General features: G+C 58.7%; 14 protein-coding genes. 5 read left to right on the forward strand and 9 right to left on the reverse strand.

Annotated features, from left to right (window positions below; all coding sequences use genetic code 11):
• Positions 1 to 127: 127 nt before the first annotated feature.
• Positions 128 to 721 (forward strand): protoglobin domain-containing protein, encoded by a 594-nt coding sequence (locus tag HMPREF2980_RS04535; RefSeq protein WP_005505324.1) that lies wholly within the window; start codon positions 128 to 130, stop codon positions 719 to 721.
• A gap of 575 nt (positions 722 to 1,296) precedes the next feature.
• On the opposite strand, the gene HMPREF2980_RS04540 is transcribed toward HMPREF2980_RS04535, so the two are convergent.
• The 3 genes from HMPREF2980_RS04540 to HMPREF2980_RS09725 form a co-directional block, all read right to left on the reverse strand.
• Positions 1,297 to 1,920 (reverse strand): hypothetical protein, encoded by a 624-nt coding sequence (locus tag HMPREF2980_RS04540; protein WP_005505326.1) that lies wholly within the window; start codon positions 1,918 to 1,920, stop codon positions 1,297 to 1,299.
• 727 nt (positions 1,921 to 2,647) lie between these two features.
• On the reverse strand, positions 2,648 to 3,250 hold the full coding sequence (locus tag HMPREF2980_RS04545; protein ID WP_239663304.1) for an ABC transporter ATP-binding protein: 603 nt from the start codon (positions 3,248 to 3,250) through the stop codon (positions 2,648 to 2,650).
• Positions 3,251 to 3,314: 64 nt separating this feature from the next.
• Complete coding sequence (locus HMPREF2980_RS09725) at positions 3,315 to 3,554, reverse strand: gallidermin/nisin family lantibiotic (RefSeq protein ID WP_005505332.1); 240 nt, start codon at positions 3,552 to 3,554, stop codon at positions 3,315 to 3,317.
• Between the two features lie 1,435 nt (positions 3,555 to 4,989).
• Here HMPREF2980_RS09725 and HMPREF2980_RS04550 point away from each other — a divergent pair.
• A complete protein-coding gene (locus HMPREF2980_RS04550; protein WP_070690379.1) occupies positions 4,990 to 7,461 on the forward strand; it encodes an S-layer homology domain-containing protein in 2,472 nt (823 codons plus the stop codon).
• A gap of 121 nt (positions 7,462 to 7,582) precedes the next feature.
• Here the strand turns inward: HMPREF2980_RS04550 and HMPREF2980_RS04555 are convergent, their stop codons facing one another.
• From HMPREF2980_RS04555 to HMPREF2980_RS09515, 4 genes are all read right to left on the reverse strand, one after another.
• Positions 7,583 to 8,347: a PspA/IM30 family protein gene (locus HMPREF2980_RS04555; RefSeq protein ID WP_005505336.1), complete on the reverse strand. Its 765-nt coding sequence runs from the start codon at positions 8,345 to 8,347 to the stop codon at positions 7,583 to 7,585.
• Positions 8,348 to 8,612: 265 nt separating this feature from the next.
• Complete coding sequence (locus HMPREF2980_RS04560) at positions 8,613 to 10,679, reverse strand: TPM domain-containing protein (protein ID WP_070690381.1); 2,067 nt, start codon at positions 10,677 to 10,679, stop codon at positions 8,613 to 8,615.
• 269 nt (positions 10,680 to 10,948) lie between these two features.
• Positions 10,949 to 13,411: a non-ribosomal peptide synthetase subunit gene (locus tag HMPREF2980_RS04565; protein WP_070688515.1), complete on the reverse strand. Its 2,463-nt coding sequence runs from the start codon at positions 13,409 to 13,411 to the stop codon at positions 10,949 to 10,951.
• 310 nt (positions 13,412 to 13,721) lie between these two features.
• A complete protein-coding gene (locus HMPREF2980_RS09515) occupies positions 13,722 to 13,889 on the reverse strand; it encodes a hypothetical protein (protein ID WP_168160863.1) in 168 nt (55 codons plus the stop codon).
• A 374-nt stretch (positions 13,890 to 14,263) separates the two neighbouring features.
• Between HMPREF2980_RS09515 and HMPREF2980_RS04570 the strand changes: the two genes are divergently transcribed.
• Positions 14,264 to 15,592, forward strand: coding sequence for a S1C family serine protease (locus tag HMPREF2980_RS04570; RefSeq protein WP_070690383.1), 1,329 nt, complete (start codon positions 14,264 to 14,266; stop codon positions 15,590 to 15,592).
• Between the two features lie 193 nt (positions 15,593 to 15,785).
• Here the strand turns inward: HMPREF2980_RS04570 and HMPREF2980_RS04575 are convergent, their stop codons facing one another.
• A complete protein-coding gene (locus HMPREF2980_RS04575) occupies positions 15,786 to 16,433 on the reverse strand; it encodes a uracil-DNA glycosylase family protein (protein WP_070690385.1) in 648 nt (215 codons plus the stop codon).
• A 1-nt stretch (position 16,434) separates the two neighbouring features.
• On the reverse strand, positions 16,435 to 16,902 hold the full coding sequence (locus HMPREF2980_RS04580; RefSeq protein WP_070690387.1) for a tRNA (cytidine(34)-2'-O)-methyltransferase: 468 nt from the start codon (positions 16,900 to 16,902) through the stop codon (positions 16,435 to 16,437).
• A 182-nt stretch (positions 16,903 to 17,084) separates the two neighbouring features.
• Here HMPREF2980_RS04580 and HMPREF2980_RS04585 point away from each other — a divergent pair, with 182 nt between their 5' ends.
• Together HMPREF2980_RS04585 and mnmA are read left to right on the forward strand one after the other, a co-directional pair.
• Positions 17,085 to 18,332 carry a cysteine desulfurase family protein gene (locus tag HMPREF2980_RS04585; protein ID WP_049354270.1) on the forward strand — a complete coding sequence of 416 codons (1,248 nt, stop codon included), beginning with the start codon at positions 17,085 to 17,087 and terminating at the stop codon, positions 18,330 to 18,332.
• A gap of 195 nt (positions 18,333 to 18,527) precedes the next feature.
• Entirely contained in the window at positions 18,528 to 19,742 is a 1,215-nt protein-coding gene (mnmA, locus tag HMPREF2980_RS04590) for a tRNA 2-thiouridine(34) synthase MnmA (RefSeq protein WP_070690391.1), read from the forward strand.
• Positions 19,743 to 19,760 lie beyond the last annotated feature (18 nt).

Here is a 19,760-nt window from a genome sequence, read left to right on the forward strand (position 1 = left end):
GAGGACACCCCACTCCAACTCAGCGCATAACCCAACCCGAAGGACACAAAACGATTACACCACTCCACAGTACTTGACCTGAGCAAGAGCACGTTCTACAATGACGCATAAGTTCAAGGAGGTTCGCATGACCGCTTACGACCACTCGTCGGGGTACACCTACGGCACCGATGCCGTCCCCACGTCTCCGCTCACACTCGAGGATCTACGCCAGATTGAGGCCGCCGCGCACGTCCAGCCCGGTGACGCAGAGCTGCTCGCGCGAGCAGAACCCATCCTGGCGCCGCATGCCATGGAAATGGTCGACACGTGGCGCGGGATTTTGGCTCAAAAGACCTACCTGGCAGCACATTCCGCGCATCCGGATGGACAGCCGAACCCCGAGTACGCGCAGGCGTCAAAGCCCCGATTCGCCCAGTGGATCATCGACATGTGCACGCGCGAGCGGGATCAGGCGTGGTTGGACTACCAGTACCTGATCGGAGCTCGACACATGACCGCGGCGAAGAACGCGGCGGATGGGGCGGACTCGACGCCATTCGTGCCTCTGCGCTACGTGCTCGCCTTCATCGCGCCGACTGTGGAGGTCGGGCACCGTCTCCTGGCGGAGGGCTTCGAGGGCGCAGAACTGGACGCTGTCCGTGACGCGTGGACTCGCGCTGTGACTGTCGCCGTGACAGTGTGGGCGTATGCCTACCGCGATCACCCCGAGCAATTCTGATCCGGCGCTCGCCACCTACGACTCCCCCATCGGCCGCCTCACGCTTGATAGCGGTGTATTCGTCTTTCGCACTCTCTGACTGCTCTCCCTGGAAGCCTCAGTGGCTTCCAGGGAGAGCTTTCTTTCTGGGTTATAGGACACTACGTGTTGCTGGTTGGGTGACTTTTCGGCTTTCTGGTGCGGGAAAGTCACTCTTTCAGTTGGTCGTGTTTGCCTCGTTCCTGTGAATACTGCATCGTGCTCTGTGTGTGGCTGCCCCATGATCCGTCACGGTAAGAAGTCAACAGGAGGTCCTTTGAAGATCGCGGTGGTAGAAGTCCGCTCATCATCAAGGACCTCGACCTCTACCCACAACCCCCGACCAATACCTGGTCACCCACACTCAACTCGGAAGAGCCGGAAATAGCCTTCGTGATAGCGGAATAAAACGAAGGTGTGGAACTTGCAAGGACCGATCTCAAACTGGGATTCGATAGAACAGTTTAGCAAACGCTGACTTCGCTTTGCCGTCACTTGGAAACCTATCCGTTGGAAGTGCAGCTATCCTCACATACGCTTTTCCAAGTGAAGTATAGCTATGCACGTTTCACCGACGTTAGTAAAAACCCCGAACTTATCGCAGCCAACAGAAACCCGGTAGAAAATATATAGGAGCCAAAGGTGGCGCCTTTTAAAATCCAAGTCGTGGGAACGACAGCAAACAAGATCGGTGAGTTCGCAAAATCACCTGTGCTAATCGGAAGACCTGCCACCACAAAAAAGATGATAACAATCCATGAAACTAATGAAGTAGTCCAAAGCCGAAGCGCAAAACAGGCCAGAGTTAGCACAACCGAAGAGAAAACAAGTACTAAAGCAGTATGACTCGACAGTCGCTCATTAACAAGCTCGCCAATGATAGAGACATAAAGCAGACTCAAACAAAGGTTAACTACTTGTGCGAGAAGCAGCGATTTAGCAATGAACCGGAGCAGAACTTTATCGTGAATACTAAACGAGACGTACGAGGCAGGGACCTTAGCATGCGACAAAGCTAGACCTGCCGTGGCAATTGGGAGCATGATGAGTAACGCGGATTGCGCTACGGCAATGGTATTTCCATAACGGAGAAACAGCAGCGGAAGAACTAGTGCACCGAGATAAGCGATCGTGACCCAACGAATGATTGCAATTCGCTCGATAGAACACAAAGACTTCATTTTCTTACTGCTCCTTTACTTCGAAACCTAGCCACAAGAACATAGGTAATAATTAGGATTGGTACCGGGATAAGCGCAGAGAAACCGAAATTTGATTGCTCCTGGATATCTACGAACGAGATTGCGGTACCATTGAGATTCAGCCCTACGGAGTGGAGGGCGTTTGATATGTATGGGGTAGCATTGTCAGCTAGGTTACCGGGTAGCACTATCCAGAAGTACAGAAGAACACCTGAAATTACCGCGGCAGTCGGAGGTTTTGAGAGACATTTCTAATGTCGAGTAGATCAGAGCAATTAGTATACTTTGGAAGGTAAGAAAGCAAAGCAGGGTTGCTAGCCCAGAGTGCATTTTCGAACCAGACAAAACCATTGTTAGATCGAATAGCAGCACACTAAGTAGGTTTACAAGAACTATTGAAAGTGTTCGACAGATGGTGCGTAGGACGCTAGGCAACCAGGCAATGTATACCTGCTGAGGCAAACCCCCGTAGTGGACCTTGGAAACCCTAGCATCAAGTATAAAGAGTAATGCGAGGGAAATTAGTGGCTGCGTTCCAGTAAAGAAGAAGCTGTATCCCCCTGTTATTGGAGTTCCGCTTGCCTCACTTGAAATCCATGCACCGAGGAATAGTGACGCCATTGAGCCCAAGATAGCCGCGAGAAAATACCAGATGTTCCAATAGTAAGTAAGCAAAGCACGGATAGCTGAAGTAATTCGCATGGTCCTACCCCCGGTGATATAGGTCCGCGAGATTCACGCCGTTGAGGTCGGGGATATGCAAAGCTTTGCCGTTACGAACTACGACACACTCATCCGGGACGCCTTGAATCTCATGGAGGAGGTGCGTTGATATTACAACGCAGTTCCCTTCGTCCCGATAACGACGAAGCGTCGCAGACAAGGAGATCATGCCATCTGGATCCAAACCATTCTGTGGCTCATCAAGGAACAAAAATCTTGGTCTAGATAATAAAGCAAGACAAAGCTCCAGCCGTTCCTTCATGCCGGTCGAGTAGTCCTTGGCTTTCCGCCCGTGGGCAGCGCGGACGATGCCCACACTATCCAAGGCCGACTCAGGATCAACATCCAGACCCCAGAATGCCGCGACGACCTGTACATTTTGTTTACCGCTCAGATACGGAAAGTAGCTTGGATGGTCGATTGCAGCTGACATTTCGCTAATGTCTGTCTGATCGTATCTAATGTGGCCACTTACTGGTTTTATCCGACCAAGGAGCGTTTTCATTAAGGTGGTTTTACCTGCCCCATTTGGTCCAAGGAGGCAGATTATCCTGCCAGTATTTAGCTGCAAGTTAATGCCGCTCACTACTGGGGAATTCTTGTACCCAACCGACAAATCAGTTACCGATATAGCTGGCATGGCCTACCTTTCAAAGAAAACGGCCCTGGAGGTAAGGCCTAGGATGCCTTCCCTCCAGGGCCGACTGCTGCGACAAAGCTACTAACCACTTGCAGCCAACAGAGATGCCGCAGCCGTTAGCACACTGGGCAGTGAAGCATGCAATGCCACCCGTCGGGCACCCAGGGGCGCACAGGAACTTCGAGGTGATGTGAGGACAAACAGCTTCCTCAACCTCTTCAACACGGGTGTCAAGGTCAACGGTGACCACGACTTCTCCAAGCTCTCAGAATCTGAACATATTCAGGTAACAGAAAGTTACCCGCACTGCTATGATACAACGATGCAAGATTAGTAGGGGCAACTTTCAGAATGTTCAGGTCGCAGGTTCAAATCCTGTCCCCGCAACGGATAACTCCCGATAGCTTAGCTATCGGGAGTTTTTTTATTCCCTAAAACCCGTACTCCCGCCGACCTGTCTCCTTCTGCTGTCCTCCCGTCACCTTCCGACCGCCGGTCTGCCTTCTTTCGCCACCTTCCTGCACCTTTCCTGTCGGCGACCTGTCTTCATTTGCCGCCTACTTTTCTTCTTCTTGTGCTACCTTTCTGCCGCCTGCTGGGCGGCTTTCTTTATATCTCCTGCCTCTCCGTATCTCCTGCCTTCTGTAATCTGCGGAGGGGGTCTTCTGAACCTTGTCGGGGCGGTGCTTCGGGGAGACTGATGGGGGGGGGCAGCCTGCTGCCCCTTCCGGGGTGCTTGAGGTGGATCTTTCGGCCTCTCGAAACCCCTCTTGAAACCTCCTCACGGAATTTCATAGAACCGTCGTGAAAGTACCCTGGACTGGTTTCGGAACGTCTCCCGATGCGTCTTTCGAGGTATTCCTCAGTCCGTCTATCGGGGCTTCAAGCGGGTGTGCCCATGGGGGTGGTGGAGTCACTTCCGAGCGGTTGCTGGAGGGTGGTTACGCCTTCTTGAGACGCTGCTTTTGAGCTCCTTGAAAGGGGATCTGAAAGGGGTCCTGAAGGGGGCTCTGGGGCGGGTCTCAAGAGCGTGATGAGGGGTCCGATAGGATGCCTGGGTGGGGGAGTGGCGAGGGGGCTGTTTTTGCCTCAAAGTGCATTCTCAAAGTGGAATATGCGAAAGGTGTCTATATTCCGGGCTTGGAAATCACCCGTTCTGCCCCGGAATTCCGCGGTTTTTGGAAGAAAATGGTCTTCGAGTGCAACAATTCACTCTGAAAGTGATTGTAGTCACATATAAAACATTCAAGTTAATTGTAGAGTTTTTTGAAACTCTTTCAAAAAACGCTCAAAAACCCCGGAAAATCAAGGAAAAATAGCCCATTCAACCTCTACTTGAGGGTGATTCAAGTTAAACTAGAAGCTTAGAAAAAGCTCTTGTTAAGATTGAATCTTGTTCGATACCCAAAAATAGCCCCAAAAAACCGCTGGAAAAGGCTTTTTGACCTGGTAGCTTTGAGTACGTGGTCACCGCGGTCCGCCGCGTAGCTCTCCGAAATGAATACTGCACCCCTCCATCACACGAGGAAACCCCCGCAACACACACGGGACGGTTACTGGACTTGCTCCATGCGGCATCACATTCGCAGGCCGACCGCCTATAGGCTTCTCACCTATAGACCACCTATCACTCAACCACTCTCGGGCGTCCGCGCCCCACGAAACACCAACAACGAGGACAACCCATGGCACTTCGCCCCCGCACCATTAAGGCTGGCTCTCTCGCAGCCATCGCCGTACCCTCCGTGCTCGGTAGCACCCTGGTAGCACCCGCTTCCGCATTCGCACCCGTCGTTCAGGACATCCCCGGCGCAGCTACCCAGGCTCCGAAGTCCCTGTTCACCTCCACCGTGCAGCCCACCCTCTCGCAGGTTGCTGTGCAGATCCGCCAGCAGGCAGAACAGGCAAAGCAGACTCAGCAGGCTCCCGCAACGACCGCGGTTCAGCCCATCCAGAAGACTTACACTGCACAGGCTGCTCAGCCCGCACAAGCAACCCAGCAGGCTGCTCCCTCAGCTACCTTCCAGTCTGCACAGGCGGCACAGGCTGCACAGCCTTCCGCTCAGCCGACCCTGGCGCAGGTTGCACAGACCCCCGCAGCTACCCAGAATGTTGCCCCCACCGCTCAGCCTGCACAGGCTACCCAGGCGGCATCCGGTGTGGCGGCAACCCGCACCAACCAGACTTTCCTGTCCTACACCTCCCCGGCGGGTACCACCTCGCAGTACCACGTCTACGCTGAGGGTGTGGACTTCTCCAAGCCCATTGGCGTGGTCTTCTACTTCGATGGTGACTACTGGCGCAACGACCAGTCCAAGGTCTACGACCCCTCCGGTGAACTGGCTCAGATGGCTGCATCCGCTGCGGCACAGAACATGCTGTTCGTGCCCGTCATCTCCCCGGATACCAACCGTTACGATGCTGGCGTGACCTGGTGGGAAGACATGGAGCGTAACGGCGAGTTCTTCCGCTCCTTCGCTTCCTCCTTCATTGCGGCTAACGGTGTGGACTCCTCCAACGTGTGGACCATGGGCTACTCCGGTGGCGCTGAGTTCATCACCTACGAGCTGAACACTAAGCCCCAGACCTGGCGCAACGGCGGCGGATCCATCATGATTGCTGGCGGCGGCCTGGACGAGGGCACCCCCTCGGCTGCGCTGAAGTCCCAGCCCATGTTCTGGTACGCAAACTCGAACGATGGCTCCGGCGAGACCTACCCGCAGACCTGGAGCGCACGAGGGGCCGTTGAGGGCGGCTACAACGCCTACCGCAACGCCGGCTACACCAACGCTTCCGCGACCGTTCTGAACGGCTCGGGCCACTTCGACTACAACTTCTCGCAGATTCTGAGCAACTCGCTTACCAAGGGTAAGGCAACCGCCGCTCCCAAGGTCGAGCAGAAGGCTGAGCAGAAGAGCGAACAGAAGTCTGAGCAGAAGCAGAACACTCAGCGTGCCCGCACCATGAGCTCCGCAACCTACCAGAGCTACACCTCCCCGGCGGGCACCACCTCCCAGTACCACGTGTACGCGAACAACCTGGACTACTCTAAGCCCGTTGGCGTGGTCTTCTACTTCGACGGTGACTACTGGCAGCGTGACGAGTCCAAAGTCTACACCCCCGACGAGGGTATGCTCGCGGCAATGGGCAAGATCGCTAACGCCCGCAACATGGTCTTCGTACCGGTTATCTCCCCGGACACCAACGCATCCGGTGACGGCATCACCTGGTGGGAAGACATGGACGCTAATGGCGAGTTCTTCCGCTCCTTCGCGAAGTCCTTCGTTAGCCAGAACAACCTGGACGCTTCCCAGGTGTGGACCATGGGCTACTCCGGTGGCGCCGAGTTCATCACCTACGAGCTGACCGACCACAACACCGCATGGCGTAACGGCGGCGGCTCCATCATGGTTGCAGGCGGTGACTCGGACGGCTCCGTGGACGCTGACGCAACCACCAAGGCATCCCCGATGTACTGGTGGGTTGGCGCGAAGGACACCTCCGGTAACACCAACCCCGTCACCTGGAGCGCACGAGGCGCAGTCGAGTCCGGCTACAACGCATACCTGGGCGCTGGCTTCTCCGACGCCCGCGTGAAGCTGATTGACGGCTTCAGCCACCACGACTACGACCTGCCGCACATCCTGGCGTCCTCCCTGGACTTCGCCGGTAAGACCCCCGCGCTGGGCTACACCGACGTGTCCTCTTCAAACCCGAACTACAACGAGATCAGCTGGAACTCTGATCGCCGCATCATGCTCGGCTTCGCGGACGGCACCTTCCGCCCGAACGCATCGGTCAACCGTGCGCAGCTGGCAACCTACCTGTACCGCGTGGCTGGTCGCCCCGCCGTGAACGCACCGGCTGTTTCGCCGTTCAGCGATGTTCCGGCGAACCACCCCGCGTACAAGGAGATTTTCTGGCTGAGCCAGCAGGGCATCAACGGTAGCGACTTCCGCCCCCTGGAGGCCGTCACCGAGTCCACCATGGCTGAGTTCATGTACCGTGCAGCTGGCTCCCCGGCACAGGCTCAGGGCGGCTACGCGTCCCAGGCTCTGGCGTGGGCCGCCTCCAACGGTATCGGTACCGGTTCCACCTCTTCGGATGCGGTTACCCGCTCCGCGATGGCAGGCTACCTGTACATTTACGCGAACTAAAGCTCGCACCCCTTAACGCATAAAGATCCGCCCCGTTCCTGAACTCATCAGGAACGGGGCGGATTCTTTATGGGTTTAGCTCAAGAAGCTATGCGCTAGACCAGGCATGAGAATCTCAGGCTTAGAGAGTCTGGGTGGGGAGTTCCACAGCCAGGGGAGCCGGAGCTGCCGGAGCGTTCTTTGCCTTCAGAGCGGCCAGGCGAGCGTCCAGCTCGGTCTCGCGCTCCATCTGGTCCAGGGTGTTGAACTGTGCATCCAGGGAGGAAGCTGCCAGCTCCTGCTGACCGATGACGCGTGCCTCTTCGCGGCGAACCTTCTCTTCGAAGCGGCTCATCTCGCTGGTCGGGTCCAGAACGTCGAACGCCTTCAGAGCGTCGTTCACCTGGGTCTGAGCTGCTGCAGTCTTCTGACGTGCGGTCAGCTCATCGCGCTTGTACTTGACCTCTTCAAGCTTGGAGCGCATCTTCTCCAGGCCGTCCTTGAGCTGGTTGACAACCTGAGTCTGGGAAGCCAGCTGAGGCTCAACAGCCTGTGCAGCCTTCTCAGCCAGCAGCTGCTTGTTCAGAGCAATCTTCGCGAGGTTATCGAACTTGTCAGCGTTGGCAACGTCGCCAGCTGCGCGGAACTCATCAGCCTTGTTAGAAGCTGCCAGAGCCTTGGTGCCCCACTCCTGAGCGGCCTTGACGTCCTCAGCGTGGTCCTTTTCGAGCAGTCGCAGGTTGCCGATGGTCTGTGCTACTGCAGCCTCCGCCTCGCGGATGTTGTTGGTGTAGTCACGAACCATCTGGTCCAGCATCTTCTCCGGGTCCTCAGCTGCATCAATCAGAGCGTTGATGTTTGCCTTAGTGAGCTGTGCAATACGGCCGAAGATGGTCTGCTTAGCCATAATCTCCTACTTTCTGTTCACGGGCTGCGGGGGAGCACTACGCTCCTCGTGAGCCGTGCCCGTATAACTAATTATGTGGCAGATTTCTGGGTGCATGCTGTGAAAATGATGCACGCCTGATTTCTGCAACCTAAACTTTTGGTAAATTACCTCAGGTGTTTTCCGACTGGGGAAGAAAGCGGTGAGGTAAGCTAGCCACCCCGCCGGTCAGACTGTAGAAAAACCTACAGAAACCGACCGACAGAATCGTTAGCATCGGAGGCGGTTAGAAGCTACCGCCGTCACCGCCGCCGCTACCCCAATCGCCGCCGCCGCTGAAGCCTCCGCCCCAGCTGCCGCCGCTACTACCGCCACCGCTGTGGCCGCCGCTGCTACCCCAGCTACTGGTGCCGGAGTTCATTGCGGTCATCAGAGCGCCCAGCAGCAGGCCCTTTGCCAGGTCACCGCCGAAGCTACCGCCGCCTCGGTCGTTCTGGTTGTTGTAGTAGTTGCCGACCTCGCTCTGCGCGCGGTTCTGTGCGTCAGTAGCCTTCTGGATCGCCATGTTGGCTTCCTTCATGGCGTTCAGCGGATCCGAAGAAGCCAGGCGCTGAGCCTGACCCAGGTGACGCTCCGCCTCAGAAACAGCGGTCAGGGTCATCGGGCCCACCGCAGCGCGGCGGTTATTGATGTAGCTACGCGCACCGTTCACCGCAGCGTATGCGGAACGCATCGTACGATCCAGGTTCTGCGAAGCCGCACGAGAACGCTCGCGGGTAGCACGCATATTCGTCATTGCCTTATCCAGCTCAGCGGAGAGCTGACGCAGCTGGTTCGCCAGAGTCAGCGGGTCATTCGGGCGAGCCGAAGCGCTCTGGTTGACCTGGTTGAGTACCGCCTCCATACCGGCGGCGACCGCGCCCAAATCATCGCGACGCTGAGAAGCAGCGAGGCTCTTCGCCTCCGCCACGTCACGCTGAATGCTCAGCAGATCGGTGCTCAGACCCAGCTGAGCCTGCTCCAGCTCCTGCGAACGGGCATGCACAGCCGCACCCAGCGCCTGAATCTGCGAGGCGGCTTCCTCAGCGGTGCGCAGGTGAGCGACCGCCTCCGAACGTGCCGTAGCAACGGTCGCCTGAGCCTTCTCAACCTCAGCGGCGCACAGCACCATGTTCGACTCCAACAGGGTAGGAGTCTTGGAAATGGGCTCCAGAGCGCTGGGCAGGTAACGTTCCTTCAACGCGCGGTACTGGGCGGCAATCTCTTCCACCGAGGCGCGCAGCTGCGGCAGACGCTGAGCCAGCGCCTCAATAGCTTGGGGTGCCTCCTGTTCCAGGTTGCGCAGCTGAGCCAGCTTAGCGTCCTGCTCCTGAGCAATGCGGGTGACTTCCTGAGAGTTATCAATAATCTCAGTCAACCAGGCACGCTGCTCAGCCTCGGTATCCGGGATGCTATCGGTCAGAAGCTGCTGACGCTGGAAGGACTTACGCATCAGGTCCTCAGCGCGTGCAATCTCCTGAGCGAACTCAGCCACCTGCTGGTCGCTGTACTGTGCACGCGCAAAATCCAGTTCCTGCTTCGCGTGGCTCATCGTCGTATCAGCCTGAAGCAGGGCGCTGCCGGCGCGAGTGCGCAGCTCCTCCAGCGGAACCTCCGGGATGGGGGAGTAGTTACGAGGTGCACCGTAGGAACGCTGAGGCTGCTGCTGAGCGTTCTTCTTCTTGCGGCGGCGGTACATCGCGTAACCACCAGCACCCACGGTCGCCGCCGCACCCACACCGAGCACGCCGGTCACCACGCCAGAAGAGCTACCGCCCTTCTGAGCCTCGATACCCTCAACCGCGGCCAGTGCCGCACCCGAATAGTCGCTGTTCTGCAACTTCGGCTTGATGTAGTTCTGGTACACCTTCGTCTGCTGATCGCTCGACAGGGTCTTGGTGCTACCGGCTAAGAAATACGCCTGGCGAGACTCGGTAGCAATCACCAGCACCACATCGGCAGAACCCCAATTGTTCTTCGTGGCAAGCGCCTTCGTCCAGCTCGAAGAAGTAGACGGGTTCTCAAACTTATCGATGACCACCACGTGCAAATCCACGTTGTGCTTCTTCGACAGAGCCGAAATCTTAGACTTCAGGGTAGCGGTATCACCCAAAGAGTTCGTGGAATCGTACACGGTGGTGCCCGTAATCTGCATCGGGGCAGCAGCCTGCGCCGACGTGCTCAAAAATGCAGAACCAGCCGGCAAAACCGCCGGGGCACAAGAAAGACCTGCCGCCAGCACTGTGGCACCCAAGATAGTGCGCAGGCGAGGGCGTGCGGGACGAATCTGACGCGCAAAGGCGTGCTCGGTCATGGTCTTTCCTCCGTTGTCGTGAAGTATGAACGGACCTGCACTTCACGGTGTGCTTGTTCATCGCACACCTTAGTGCTGGTCACATTATTAGTGTAGCTGTGGCACAGCCACACAGACGCACAGATACGAGAATATTGCGCCGCTGTTTGCCGACCGTTTACCGACTTCCCAGGCTTTATACAGGAAAGCTGGTATACAGGAAAGCCGGTATATAAGAAAGCCAGGGTCTAGGCTCATGCTAGACCCCGGCTCACCGGCTATTCAGTTAGTTAGCGCCGGCGCGCAATCTTCAGATTGCTCATCAGGTGCTCCACTACCTCCGCGGCATCAACATCGTGGATACTCTGTGCTATGCCGTTCACCACCTGAACTCGTGAAGACGAGGCGAACATCCAGCCTAAGAACTGCACAGTATTCAGCAACCTAGAACTGCGATCTGCCTGTTCCCGCATCTGTGACCACAGGATGCGGGGGACCGGCACGTCACGACCCCTATACTCCCGGGAGCTAGCGTGAGCCTCCAGAAGCTCAGCGAGCGCCTCAATATTTTCGGTCAGCTCCTTCAAATCCTCATCCCCGGCAGAAGGGCCGACGTAATACCGATCAACCAGGCTCAAAGGCATGTAACCGCTACAGCTACTCACCCACGCCAGCTTCAAACGTAGATTCTGCAGGCGAAGCACCTGCCGTAGAAGCCGCGAATGAGTGCGCAATACCGACAGCGGCATGGAAGATAGCCTCTTCTCCTCCGAAAGCAGACCCTCGAAGGAGCCTTCCCCGGAAAACGCCTTATACGGATCCGAGACGCCCGCTAGAAGCACCGGTCCCTCGTAGTGAACGAACGCCAGAACCTCGGGAACACTCGAGAGGGAACGGATGCGCTCGCCAATGGTCGGAAGATCCTCCCCATCCGGGGCGTACTGTTCGCGGCTGAACATCAACGTCTGGATAGGCTGCTCGGCAAGGTCGGGCGAGTCATGAGCAAGCGCCCGCAAATCGGTCACGACCTCCGCCAGAACGCCGTCCTGCTCAACCTGCAGAAGCTCCTCCAGGAGCTCAATGACAGAGCGCGCCTGCAAGCTCAAGACCGCGGCGCAGAACTCCGCATCCTGAAGCTCAAGACGCACCTTCTCCAGGCGCTCTTCCAGCGTGGACTGCACGCCCTTGAGCTCAAACTCGCTCAGCTGTTCCGGGCGGAGCATACGGTGCGTACCGTCCTCGCCGGAACGGTAGAAAAGCTCGCTAAACTCCAACGTAGACTGAACGCCCTTCAACGCCCGCTCTCGCAACTCGGGCAGAACGTCAAAGGCAACTTCGGTCATCTCATTCCAGACCTTGACCTCATCGAGATTCGAGTCCTTACGAACAGTCTTCTTCCAGGTCTCGGCAAGCTGCATGGCGCGATCAAAATCGCTCAGCTCCACAAAAGCCGCCAGCTTCTGCGCGCTCTCACGTAGATAACGCACCGCGTAGAGACGGTCGCTCAAAGAGTCCGGGAGGGTATCCTCCAGCAGACGCCACCGGAAGGTGCGCTCAAAGCACTCCTCGGTCAGGCTAATGACGGTGGCGCTCAGGGAGAGCGCATGATCGCGAGCAAACGCGAAAGAGCCCGGGGTATCCGCCAGACGAGGCAGGGACGTATAAAACTCCAGCGCCCCGCTCAGCTTCAGCCGAGATACCCGGATGGTTTCTTCCAGCTCAGCGGCAAGTACCGTGCGGTCAGCCTGGGCAGTCTCCTTGAAACTGTGCAACGGAGAAACCTGCGCACGCTCCAGCGTCTGCAGGTTCATGACCGCACGCATGAGATAGTTCTCAAGAATATCAATCTGCTGCAGGCGCGGACGCTGATTCAGCGGAACATGATTCTCCTGCGTGCCCACCAGCAGATGCTGCGGCACACCGCTAATCGACGGCAGCGCAAAGACTTCATCCTCTGATGTACTGACAGAAAGCACCATGGGGTAGCGGCTGCGCTGCGCGTTCTCTAGAGGGGGAATGAGCTTGAAGTTGGTGCTCAAAGAGAAATGGTCGGAGGGCGCCGGGTTATTCTTGGGAGCCTGCGGGGCGGTCTCCTGCTGCGGGCGCTCTTCAGGCTGCGCCGGGGTGTTCTGGGTCATGCTCTGCTGCTCCCGGTTTTCTGCTGATGGGCTTTCTGCTGAATGGTTCTGCGCTGTAGAAGAACTAGACTCGCCACCTACCTGCATCGGCTCCAACGGGGACGGCGCCGCCACCGGCTGCTGAGGAGGCTGAGGCGAGGCAGGGTGAGGCGAGGGCGCCTGAGCCTGCTGACTCTGCTGAGTCTGCTGAGCATTGACAGCCTGATCCGGCTCAGGGAGCGGGGACTGCGCCTGGTTCTGAGCAGAACCCTGCGCCGACTGCTGAGCACTATTACCCGGCTGTGCTGGCTTCGGCTGGTAGTGCATCGGGTAGCTCACCGCGCCCTGTATTGGTTGCGAAGGAACCTGCTGAGGGGGTACTTGCTGCGCCGCAGACTGTGAAGGTCTCTGCTGATTCATCGCCTGGTTCTGCTGCTGTTGTAATACCTGCCGCCTAATCTCACGCGCACGACGGCGCGAAGGGCTCAACGACGCGAAAAACGCTACCGCCGCGCAGATCAGAACAAATATAAGCAACGCATACAGGCGTGTTGCGCCATCCAAAGAAGACGCCACCGCCGCAGGCATGACCGACAGCGCGCCAACAAGAGCGAAAACAGCAGAAATAATCCTCATGACTTCACCATAACCCAGCTAAATCCCGGGTGCTCGCAACGCCGTTGCCTTACCGCATACTAAAAGGGAAGTAGCCGGGGTGCCGGGTACTCTCCGACAGTGCTTCCTGTGCCCCGCATCCGCCTCACAGTTAAAGGACGATGCGGCGTGCGCCCTCATGTAGGGGCTCACGCCGCATCAATCATCACTCAACTCATTATCACACCCGGGCCGGTCCTCACACCGACCCTTCGGGACATACTGGGGATTCTCGCCCCTCCCGGTGCAGGGCTCTCATCTCCCGCCCCGGAAAACTATCAAACTCTCTACGCTACCTACCGGCAGTCAGTGCGTGGGTAGCCATCTGCTGAGCCAGCTCGGAGGCCTTTTCCGCACGATGACGGCGGTACACCATTCCCGAGCAACACGCCACAATACCCGCACCAATACCGATGGAGCTTGCCAAGATCGCACAGAAAATCAGGGTGCCGATCATCATGGGTTTCTCCTTTACCTTTGTCCTTTGCCTTTGTTCTCGGCTCTATGTGCCTTCAACATTACGGACTGACCCTGTGTTCAAGCTGTGTACCAAGAAGCATCATGCTGTGTAAACCGTGGAGAAAAACTGGGCGCTTTAAAAGAGAAACATGAGAGCGAGTAGCGAACAAAGCCCCAAAACAAACTAGCCGTCGGGCAAATCTCCGGGTATCTCAGACCCGCGAATCAGCTGCCGATGAAAGGGTGTGAGGAAAATTCCCAGGGAACTCCCCGATAACCAACAGCAAAAAAATATAGAACGCCATAAAACACCCTCTACAGTAGAAAGATAGCGTGCGCCCAGGGTGAGGCACACGCGCGACTCTAGGAGAACTTATGACTCAGAACAACGGATGGTCTTACGGCGGCAATGACGGCGTCACGGATGCAACCCGTCCCCTGCAGAACGTGAACGGACAGGCAAGCTACCAGCCCGCAAACCAGCAGCAGGGTCAGAACGCATACCCGCAGGCATACGCCTCTCCCGGATACACCTACCCCCAGGCGGCGGCTGCTCAGGTCGCTTCGGCACAGTCTGCACCTCAGAACACCGATAACAACAAGCGTTACGGTGCCGGTGTTGTGCTCACCGCAGCTCTGCTCGCAGCCCTCGTTGGCGGCGGCGTTGGCGCGGGCGTCGGAGGCGGCATCGCAGCATCGAACAACAGCTCCTCCAGCGCTTCCTCGCGCGGCTCCGTCAGCTCCAATATCAGCAACTCCTCCACCGTGGCAGGCGTAGCAGAAACCGCGAAGAAGGTCCTGCCCTCTACCGTGACCATCGTTGCTTCGAACGGCTCCTCCTCCGGCGGCGGTAGTGGCGTTATCCTCGACAAGGAAGGCCACATCCTCACCAACCACCACGTGGTTACCCTCGAATCTTCCAGAGAAGCATCCACCATTGAGGTGCGCCTGAGCGACGGCACCGTACGCACCGCAACCGTGATGGGCCTGGACTCTGCCGCTGACCTGGCGGTCCTGAAGATTAACCCCTCCGGCCTGGACCTGCAGCCCATCACCTGGGGTGACTCCTCCAAGCTGGTCTCCGGCGAGGTAGTGGTTGCCCTCGGCGCGCCGTATCGTCGTAGCGAATCGGTAACCTCCGGCGTGGTCTCGAACGCAAACCGCGTGCAGCCTGCCGATGCGAAGGGCCAGAACTACATCCCCATGGTTCAGGTTGACGCTCCCATCAACCACGGTAACTCCGGTGGCCCGCTGGTGAACCTCAAGGGCGAACTGGTCGGCATTAACGCGCAGGGCCAGGCAAGCCAGGATGGCGGCACCGCCGACGGTATGGCGTTCTCCATTACCTCCAACTACGCCAAGCGCATCTCCTCCGAGATCATCGCCAAGGGTAAGGCAACCCACGGCTACCTGGGCGCGAGCGTGAAGAACAGCCCCGCGGACACCGGCTCGGGCTCGTCCAAGCTCATCCCCGGTGGCGTTGAAATTGCCTCGGTAGAATCTAACAGCCCCGCCGCGAAAGCAGGCCTGCGATCCGGCGACGTCGTGATTGAAGCCGACGGTCACGCCGTGACCAAGAGCGACGAGCTTAACGGTACCGTGCGTGCCGCGGCAGCAGGCTCTGATCTGAAGCTGAAGATTAAGCGCGGCTCCTCCACCCATGACATCACCGTGACCCTGGGCGACGCCGACAGCCAGAAGTAAACAGCCAGAAGCAAAACGCGTTGCGCCAACGAACGTTGAGAGATACGGCTGAGAGACACCCGCTCAGTTGCCTATAACGTTCAGCAAGAACGCAACATAGCGTACACAAAGAAAGCTCCCACCCCGCGTATGGGGTGGGAGCTTTCTTTTGTTAGTACAGCAAACTGTATTGGCGTTGCAGATTAGGGGAGAATTAGACGCCCTCGAGAACCTCGCCCACGCGCTTCTGCAAAGCCGGGACAACCTCCTGCTCGAACCACGGGTTCTTCGCCTGCCACCTAAAATTCAGCGGCGAAGGATGCACCAGCGGCAGAAACTTAGGAAGATAAGACTCCCACGCACGAACCGTCTCCGTCAGGTTCTTCTGCGCCTTAGGGGCATGCACACCATCCAGGTAGTGCTTCTGCGAGTAAGCCCCCACCAGCAGAATCAGCTGCACATCCGGCATCAGCTCCAGAAGCTGCGGATGCCACTTCGGCGCGAAATCCTTACGCGGCGGGTTATCGCCGTGCGCGCCCTTACCCGGGTAATAGAAATCCATCGGCAACAGCGAAATCAGCTCGGGGTCATAGAACTGCTCGTCCGTCACGCCCATCCACTCGCGCAACTTTACGCCGCTCGGGTCATTCCACGGGATACGGCTCTCCTGTGCGGCACGCCCAGGCGCCTGACCAATCACCACAATACGGGCATGAGGCGATGCCGAATAAACCGGCTCCCAACCCTGCTCCGTGAACTCCCTATTCTGCGAATCCAAACGAATCTGCTCAGCCAGGGGAGGGGTGGTTTCCAGAATCTGCTGAACCAGAGGCCCCGGCAGATTATGGTGTGCTGCAGCCATGCTAGATGGAGCCTCCCTCAAAACCGTTCTGACGCCATGCCTCAAAAATCGCAATGGATGCAGAATTAGCCAGGTTCAGCGAGCGGCGACCCGGCTTCATCGGAATCTTCACCCGCTCAGTCACGTGCGGATCCTGCTGAACCTCAGCGGGCAGACCCACCGACTCCGGACCAAACATGAACACGTCACCGGGACGGTACTCAATATCCGCATACGACGTCGAAGCAGTCGTCGTGAACGCAAAAACACGTTCCGGAGCCAGAGCCTCCCACGCGTCCTCAAGGGTCTCATGCACCGTCACCACCGCCAGGTCGTGATAATCCAGACCCGCGCGGCGCAGATGCGCATCATCAAAGTTAAAGCCCAGCGGCTTCACCAGGTGCAGCTCAGCGCCAGTAATTGCCGCCAAACGGATAGCATTGCCGGTATTGCCGGGAATCTCAGGGGTATAGAAAAGAATCTTGAACACGTTCCTAAGTGTACCGCGCAGCCCCCGACCAGCCCGGAACAGCCCCCGACCAGCATTGAGCGTCCCGGGGCAGTAGCGCTCGCCGACCCAGCCGCAGGTGAACACGCCTAGAAGAGCTCGGACAGGGCGCGATAAAATAAGCGAGGCGAAAAAAGTCGCCAAACAACCCAGCAGGAGGAACCATGAGCGCAGAAACCAACCGTCAGAACGGCCGCGTCTACCTCGACCACGCCGCCACCACCGACGTACTGCCCGCCGCCATCGACGCCATGGTCGAACAGATGCGCAACGGCGGCAACCCCTCCTCCCTGCACGCCGTAGGACGCGACGCCCGCGCCACCGTCGAATACGCCCGCGAACGCATCGCCCGTGCCATCGGAGCCGACCCCGCCGAGGTTATTTTCACCTCCGGCGGCACCGAAGCGGACAACCTCGCCGTTAAGGGCATCTACTGGAAGCGCCGCGAAGAAGATCCGCAGCGCACCCGAATTCTCGTCTCCTCCATCGAGCACCACGCCGTGGAAGAAACCTGCGAATGGCTCGAAAAGGCAGAAGGTGCGCAGCTCGAATGGATCCCCGTAGACGAGCACGGTAGCGTCAACCCGCAGACCGTTCGCGAGCTCATCGAAAAGAACCCCGAAGATGTCGCCCTCGTGACCGTCATGTGGGCGAACAACGAGGTCGGCACCGTACAGCCCATTCCTGAAATTGCCGCTATCGCCGCCGAATACGGTATTCCCGTGCACTCGGATGCGGTGCAGGCATTCGGTGCGGTCCCCATTGATTTCCACGCCAGCGGGGTAGCGACCCTCGCCATCTCGGGCCACAAGATCGGCGGCCCCATGGGCATCGGCGCGCTGGTTGCAACCCGCGCCGTGCAGCTGACCCCCGTGCTTCACGGAGGCGGTCAGGAACGCTCCGTACGCTCCGGCACCATCGACGCGCCCGCCATCGCAGGTTTCGCGGAGGCCGCCGTACACTCGGTTCAGCACCTCGACGAAGAATCCGCCCGCATCGCCGCGCTACGCAACGAACTCGTTGCGGCAATTAGCGCGCTTATCCCGCAGGCGCACCTGAGCGGCGAAAACCCGCTCACCGAAGAATACCCGGGCCAGAAGCGACTGCCCGGCAACGCCCACTTCACCTTCGAAAACGCCGAAGGAGACACCCTGCTCTTCCTGCTGGACATGCAGGGCATCAGCAGCTCCACCGGCTCCGCCTGCAACGCCGGGGTGACCCGCCCCTCCCACGTGCTCATGGCAATGGGCATGGACGAAGACACCGCCCGCAGTGCCCAGCGCTTCACCCTCGGCCACTCCACCACCGGAGCCGATATTGCGCGCCTCATCGCGGCACTACCCGCCGCCTACGAACAGGCTGCAAAGGCGGGACTGTCCTCGCAGCTGCCGGACGCCTCCCGCTGGCATTAGAAACCCAGAAGAGAAGATACCGAACCGCCCTCAGCCTGCAATCTCAGCGTTCGCTGAGGGCTGGCTGAGGGTGCACTGCCCAATATCCCGCCGAGCCCCTGCGTACAATGGATAGCTACAGTAACAGAAAGTCCGCCCACACGCAGGGCGCGCTCCGAACGTTCCTAGAGGCTCAACACAACAGAAGGATAGGCAGTGAAAATTCTTGCAGCTATGAGTGGCGGCGTTGACTCCGCAGTCGCCGCAGCCCGCGCCGTAGACGCAGGACACGAAGTAGTCGGCGTTCACCTCGCCCTATCCCGCATGCCCGGCACGCTACGCACCGGCTCCCGCGGCTGCTGCACCCTCGAAGACTCCATGGATGCCCGCCGCGTCTGCTCCCAGCTGGGCATCCCCTTCTTCGTCTGGGATTTCTCCGAACGCTTCAAGGAAGACGTCGTTGACGACTTCATCTCCGAATACGAAGCCGGACGAACCCCCAACCCCTGCATGCGCTGCAACGAAAAGATCAAGTTCGCCGCGCTACTCGAACGCGCCCTCGCCCTCGGCTTCGACGCCGTGGTGACCGGCCACTACGCCCGCGTCATCACCACCGAAGACGGCAACCGCGAACTGCACCGCGCCGCCGACTGGGCGAAGGACCAGTCCTACGTGCTCGGCGTGCTCACCCACGAACAGCTCAAGCACGCCTGGTTCCCCCTGGCGGACACCCCCTCCAAGGCACAGGTGCGTGCGGAGGCGGCAGAACGCGGCTTCTCCGTGGCGAAGAAGCCGGACTCCTACGACATCTGCTTCATTCCCGAAGGCGATACCCGCGCCTGGCTGGGCGACCACATCAAGATGCGCCCCGGCCTCATCAAGGACACCCACGGTGAGGTGCTCGGCGAGCACCCCGGCGCGCAGGCGTACACCGTGGGCCAGCGCAAGGGCCTGGCTCTGGGCCGCCCCGCCGCCGACGGTAAGCCCCGCTTCGTGCTGGAGGTGCGCCCCAAGGAGAACGAAGTCATCGTCGGCTCCCGCGAGCTGCTTGCCGTGCACGAAATCCGCGGTATTCGCGCCACCTGGGCTGGCGTGCCCGTGGAGCAGGCGGCACGCTTCCTGGAAGAGCCCGCACAGGCGGGCGCCCGTAGCGAAGAGTTTGAGGTGACCGCACAGGTTCGCGCGCACGCCGACCCGGTCCGCGCCAAGGCGTACATGACCTGGGCACCCGACCCCGAAGCTGAAGAAGAAGGCGCACTGCGCCTAGAAACCGTAGTGCGCCTGCTGGACCCGCTCTCCGGCGTGGCACCGGGCCAGACCATGGTGCTCTACCAGGGCACCCGCGTGCTGGGCCAGTCCACCATCGCCCGCGCCTACTCACTGGACCGCGAAGATATTCAGGAAACCCTGAGCGCCAACTCCCAGCGATAGACACCCCGCGGATTGCCC

Source organism: Rothia sp. HMSC076D04 (genome assembly GCF_001814645.1).
Lineage (GTDB): Bacteria > Actinomycetota > Actinomycetes > Actinomycetales > Micrococcaceae > Rothia > Rothia mucilaginosa.

What these genes read in the sequence shown, in the direction of transcription:
- HMPREF2980_RS04565 (WP_070688515.1), bottom strand. Translation starts at nt 13,411, where the DNA reads ATGAGGATTATTTCTGCTGTTTTCGCTCTTGTTGGCGCGCTGTCGGTC.
- HMPREF2980_RS04535 (WP_005505324.1), top strand. Translation starts at nt 128, where the DNA reads ATGACCGCTTACGACCACTCGTCGGGGTACACCTACGGCACCGATGCC.
- HMPREF2980_RS04555 (WP_005505336.1), bottom strand. Translation starts at nt 8,347, where the DNA reads ATGGCTAAGCAGACCATCTTCGGCCGTATTGCACAGCTCACTAAGGCA.
- HMPREF2980_RS04575 (WP_070690385.1), bottom strand. Translation starts at nt 16,433, where the DNA reads ATGGCTGCAGCACACCATAATCTGCCGGGGCCTCTGGTTCAGCAGATT.
- HMPREF2980_RS04585 (WP_049354270.1), top strand. Translation starts at nt 17,085, where the DNA reads ATGAGCGCAGAAACCAACCGTCAGAACGGCCGCGTCTACCTCGACCAC.
- HMPREF2980_RS04540 (WP_005505326.1), bottom strand. Translation starts at nt 1,920, where the DNA reads ATGAAGTCTTTGTGTTCTATCGAGCGAATTGCAATCATTCGTTGGGTC.
- HMPREF2980_RS04550 (WP_070690379.1), top strand. Translation starts at nt 4,990, where the DNA reads ATGGCACTTCGCCCCCGCACCATTAAGGCTGGCTCTCTCGCAGCCATC.
- HMPREF2980_RS04560 (WP_070690381.1), bottom strand. Translation starts at nt 10,679, where the DNA reads ATGACCGAGCACGCCTTTGCGCGTCAGATTCGTCCCGCACGCCCTCGC.
- HMPREF2980_RS04570 (WP_070690383.1), top strand. Translation starts at nt 14,264, where the DNA reads ATGACTCAGAACAACGGATGGTCTTACGGCGGCAATGACGGCGTCACG.
- HMPREF2980_RS09515 (WP_168160863.1), bottom strand. Translation starts at nt 13,889, where the DNA reads ATGATGATCGGCACCCTGATTTTCTGTGCGATCTTGGCAAGCTCCATC.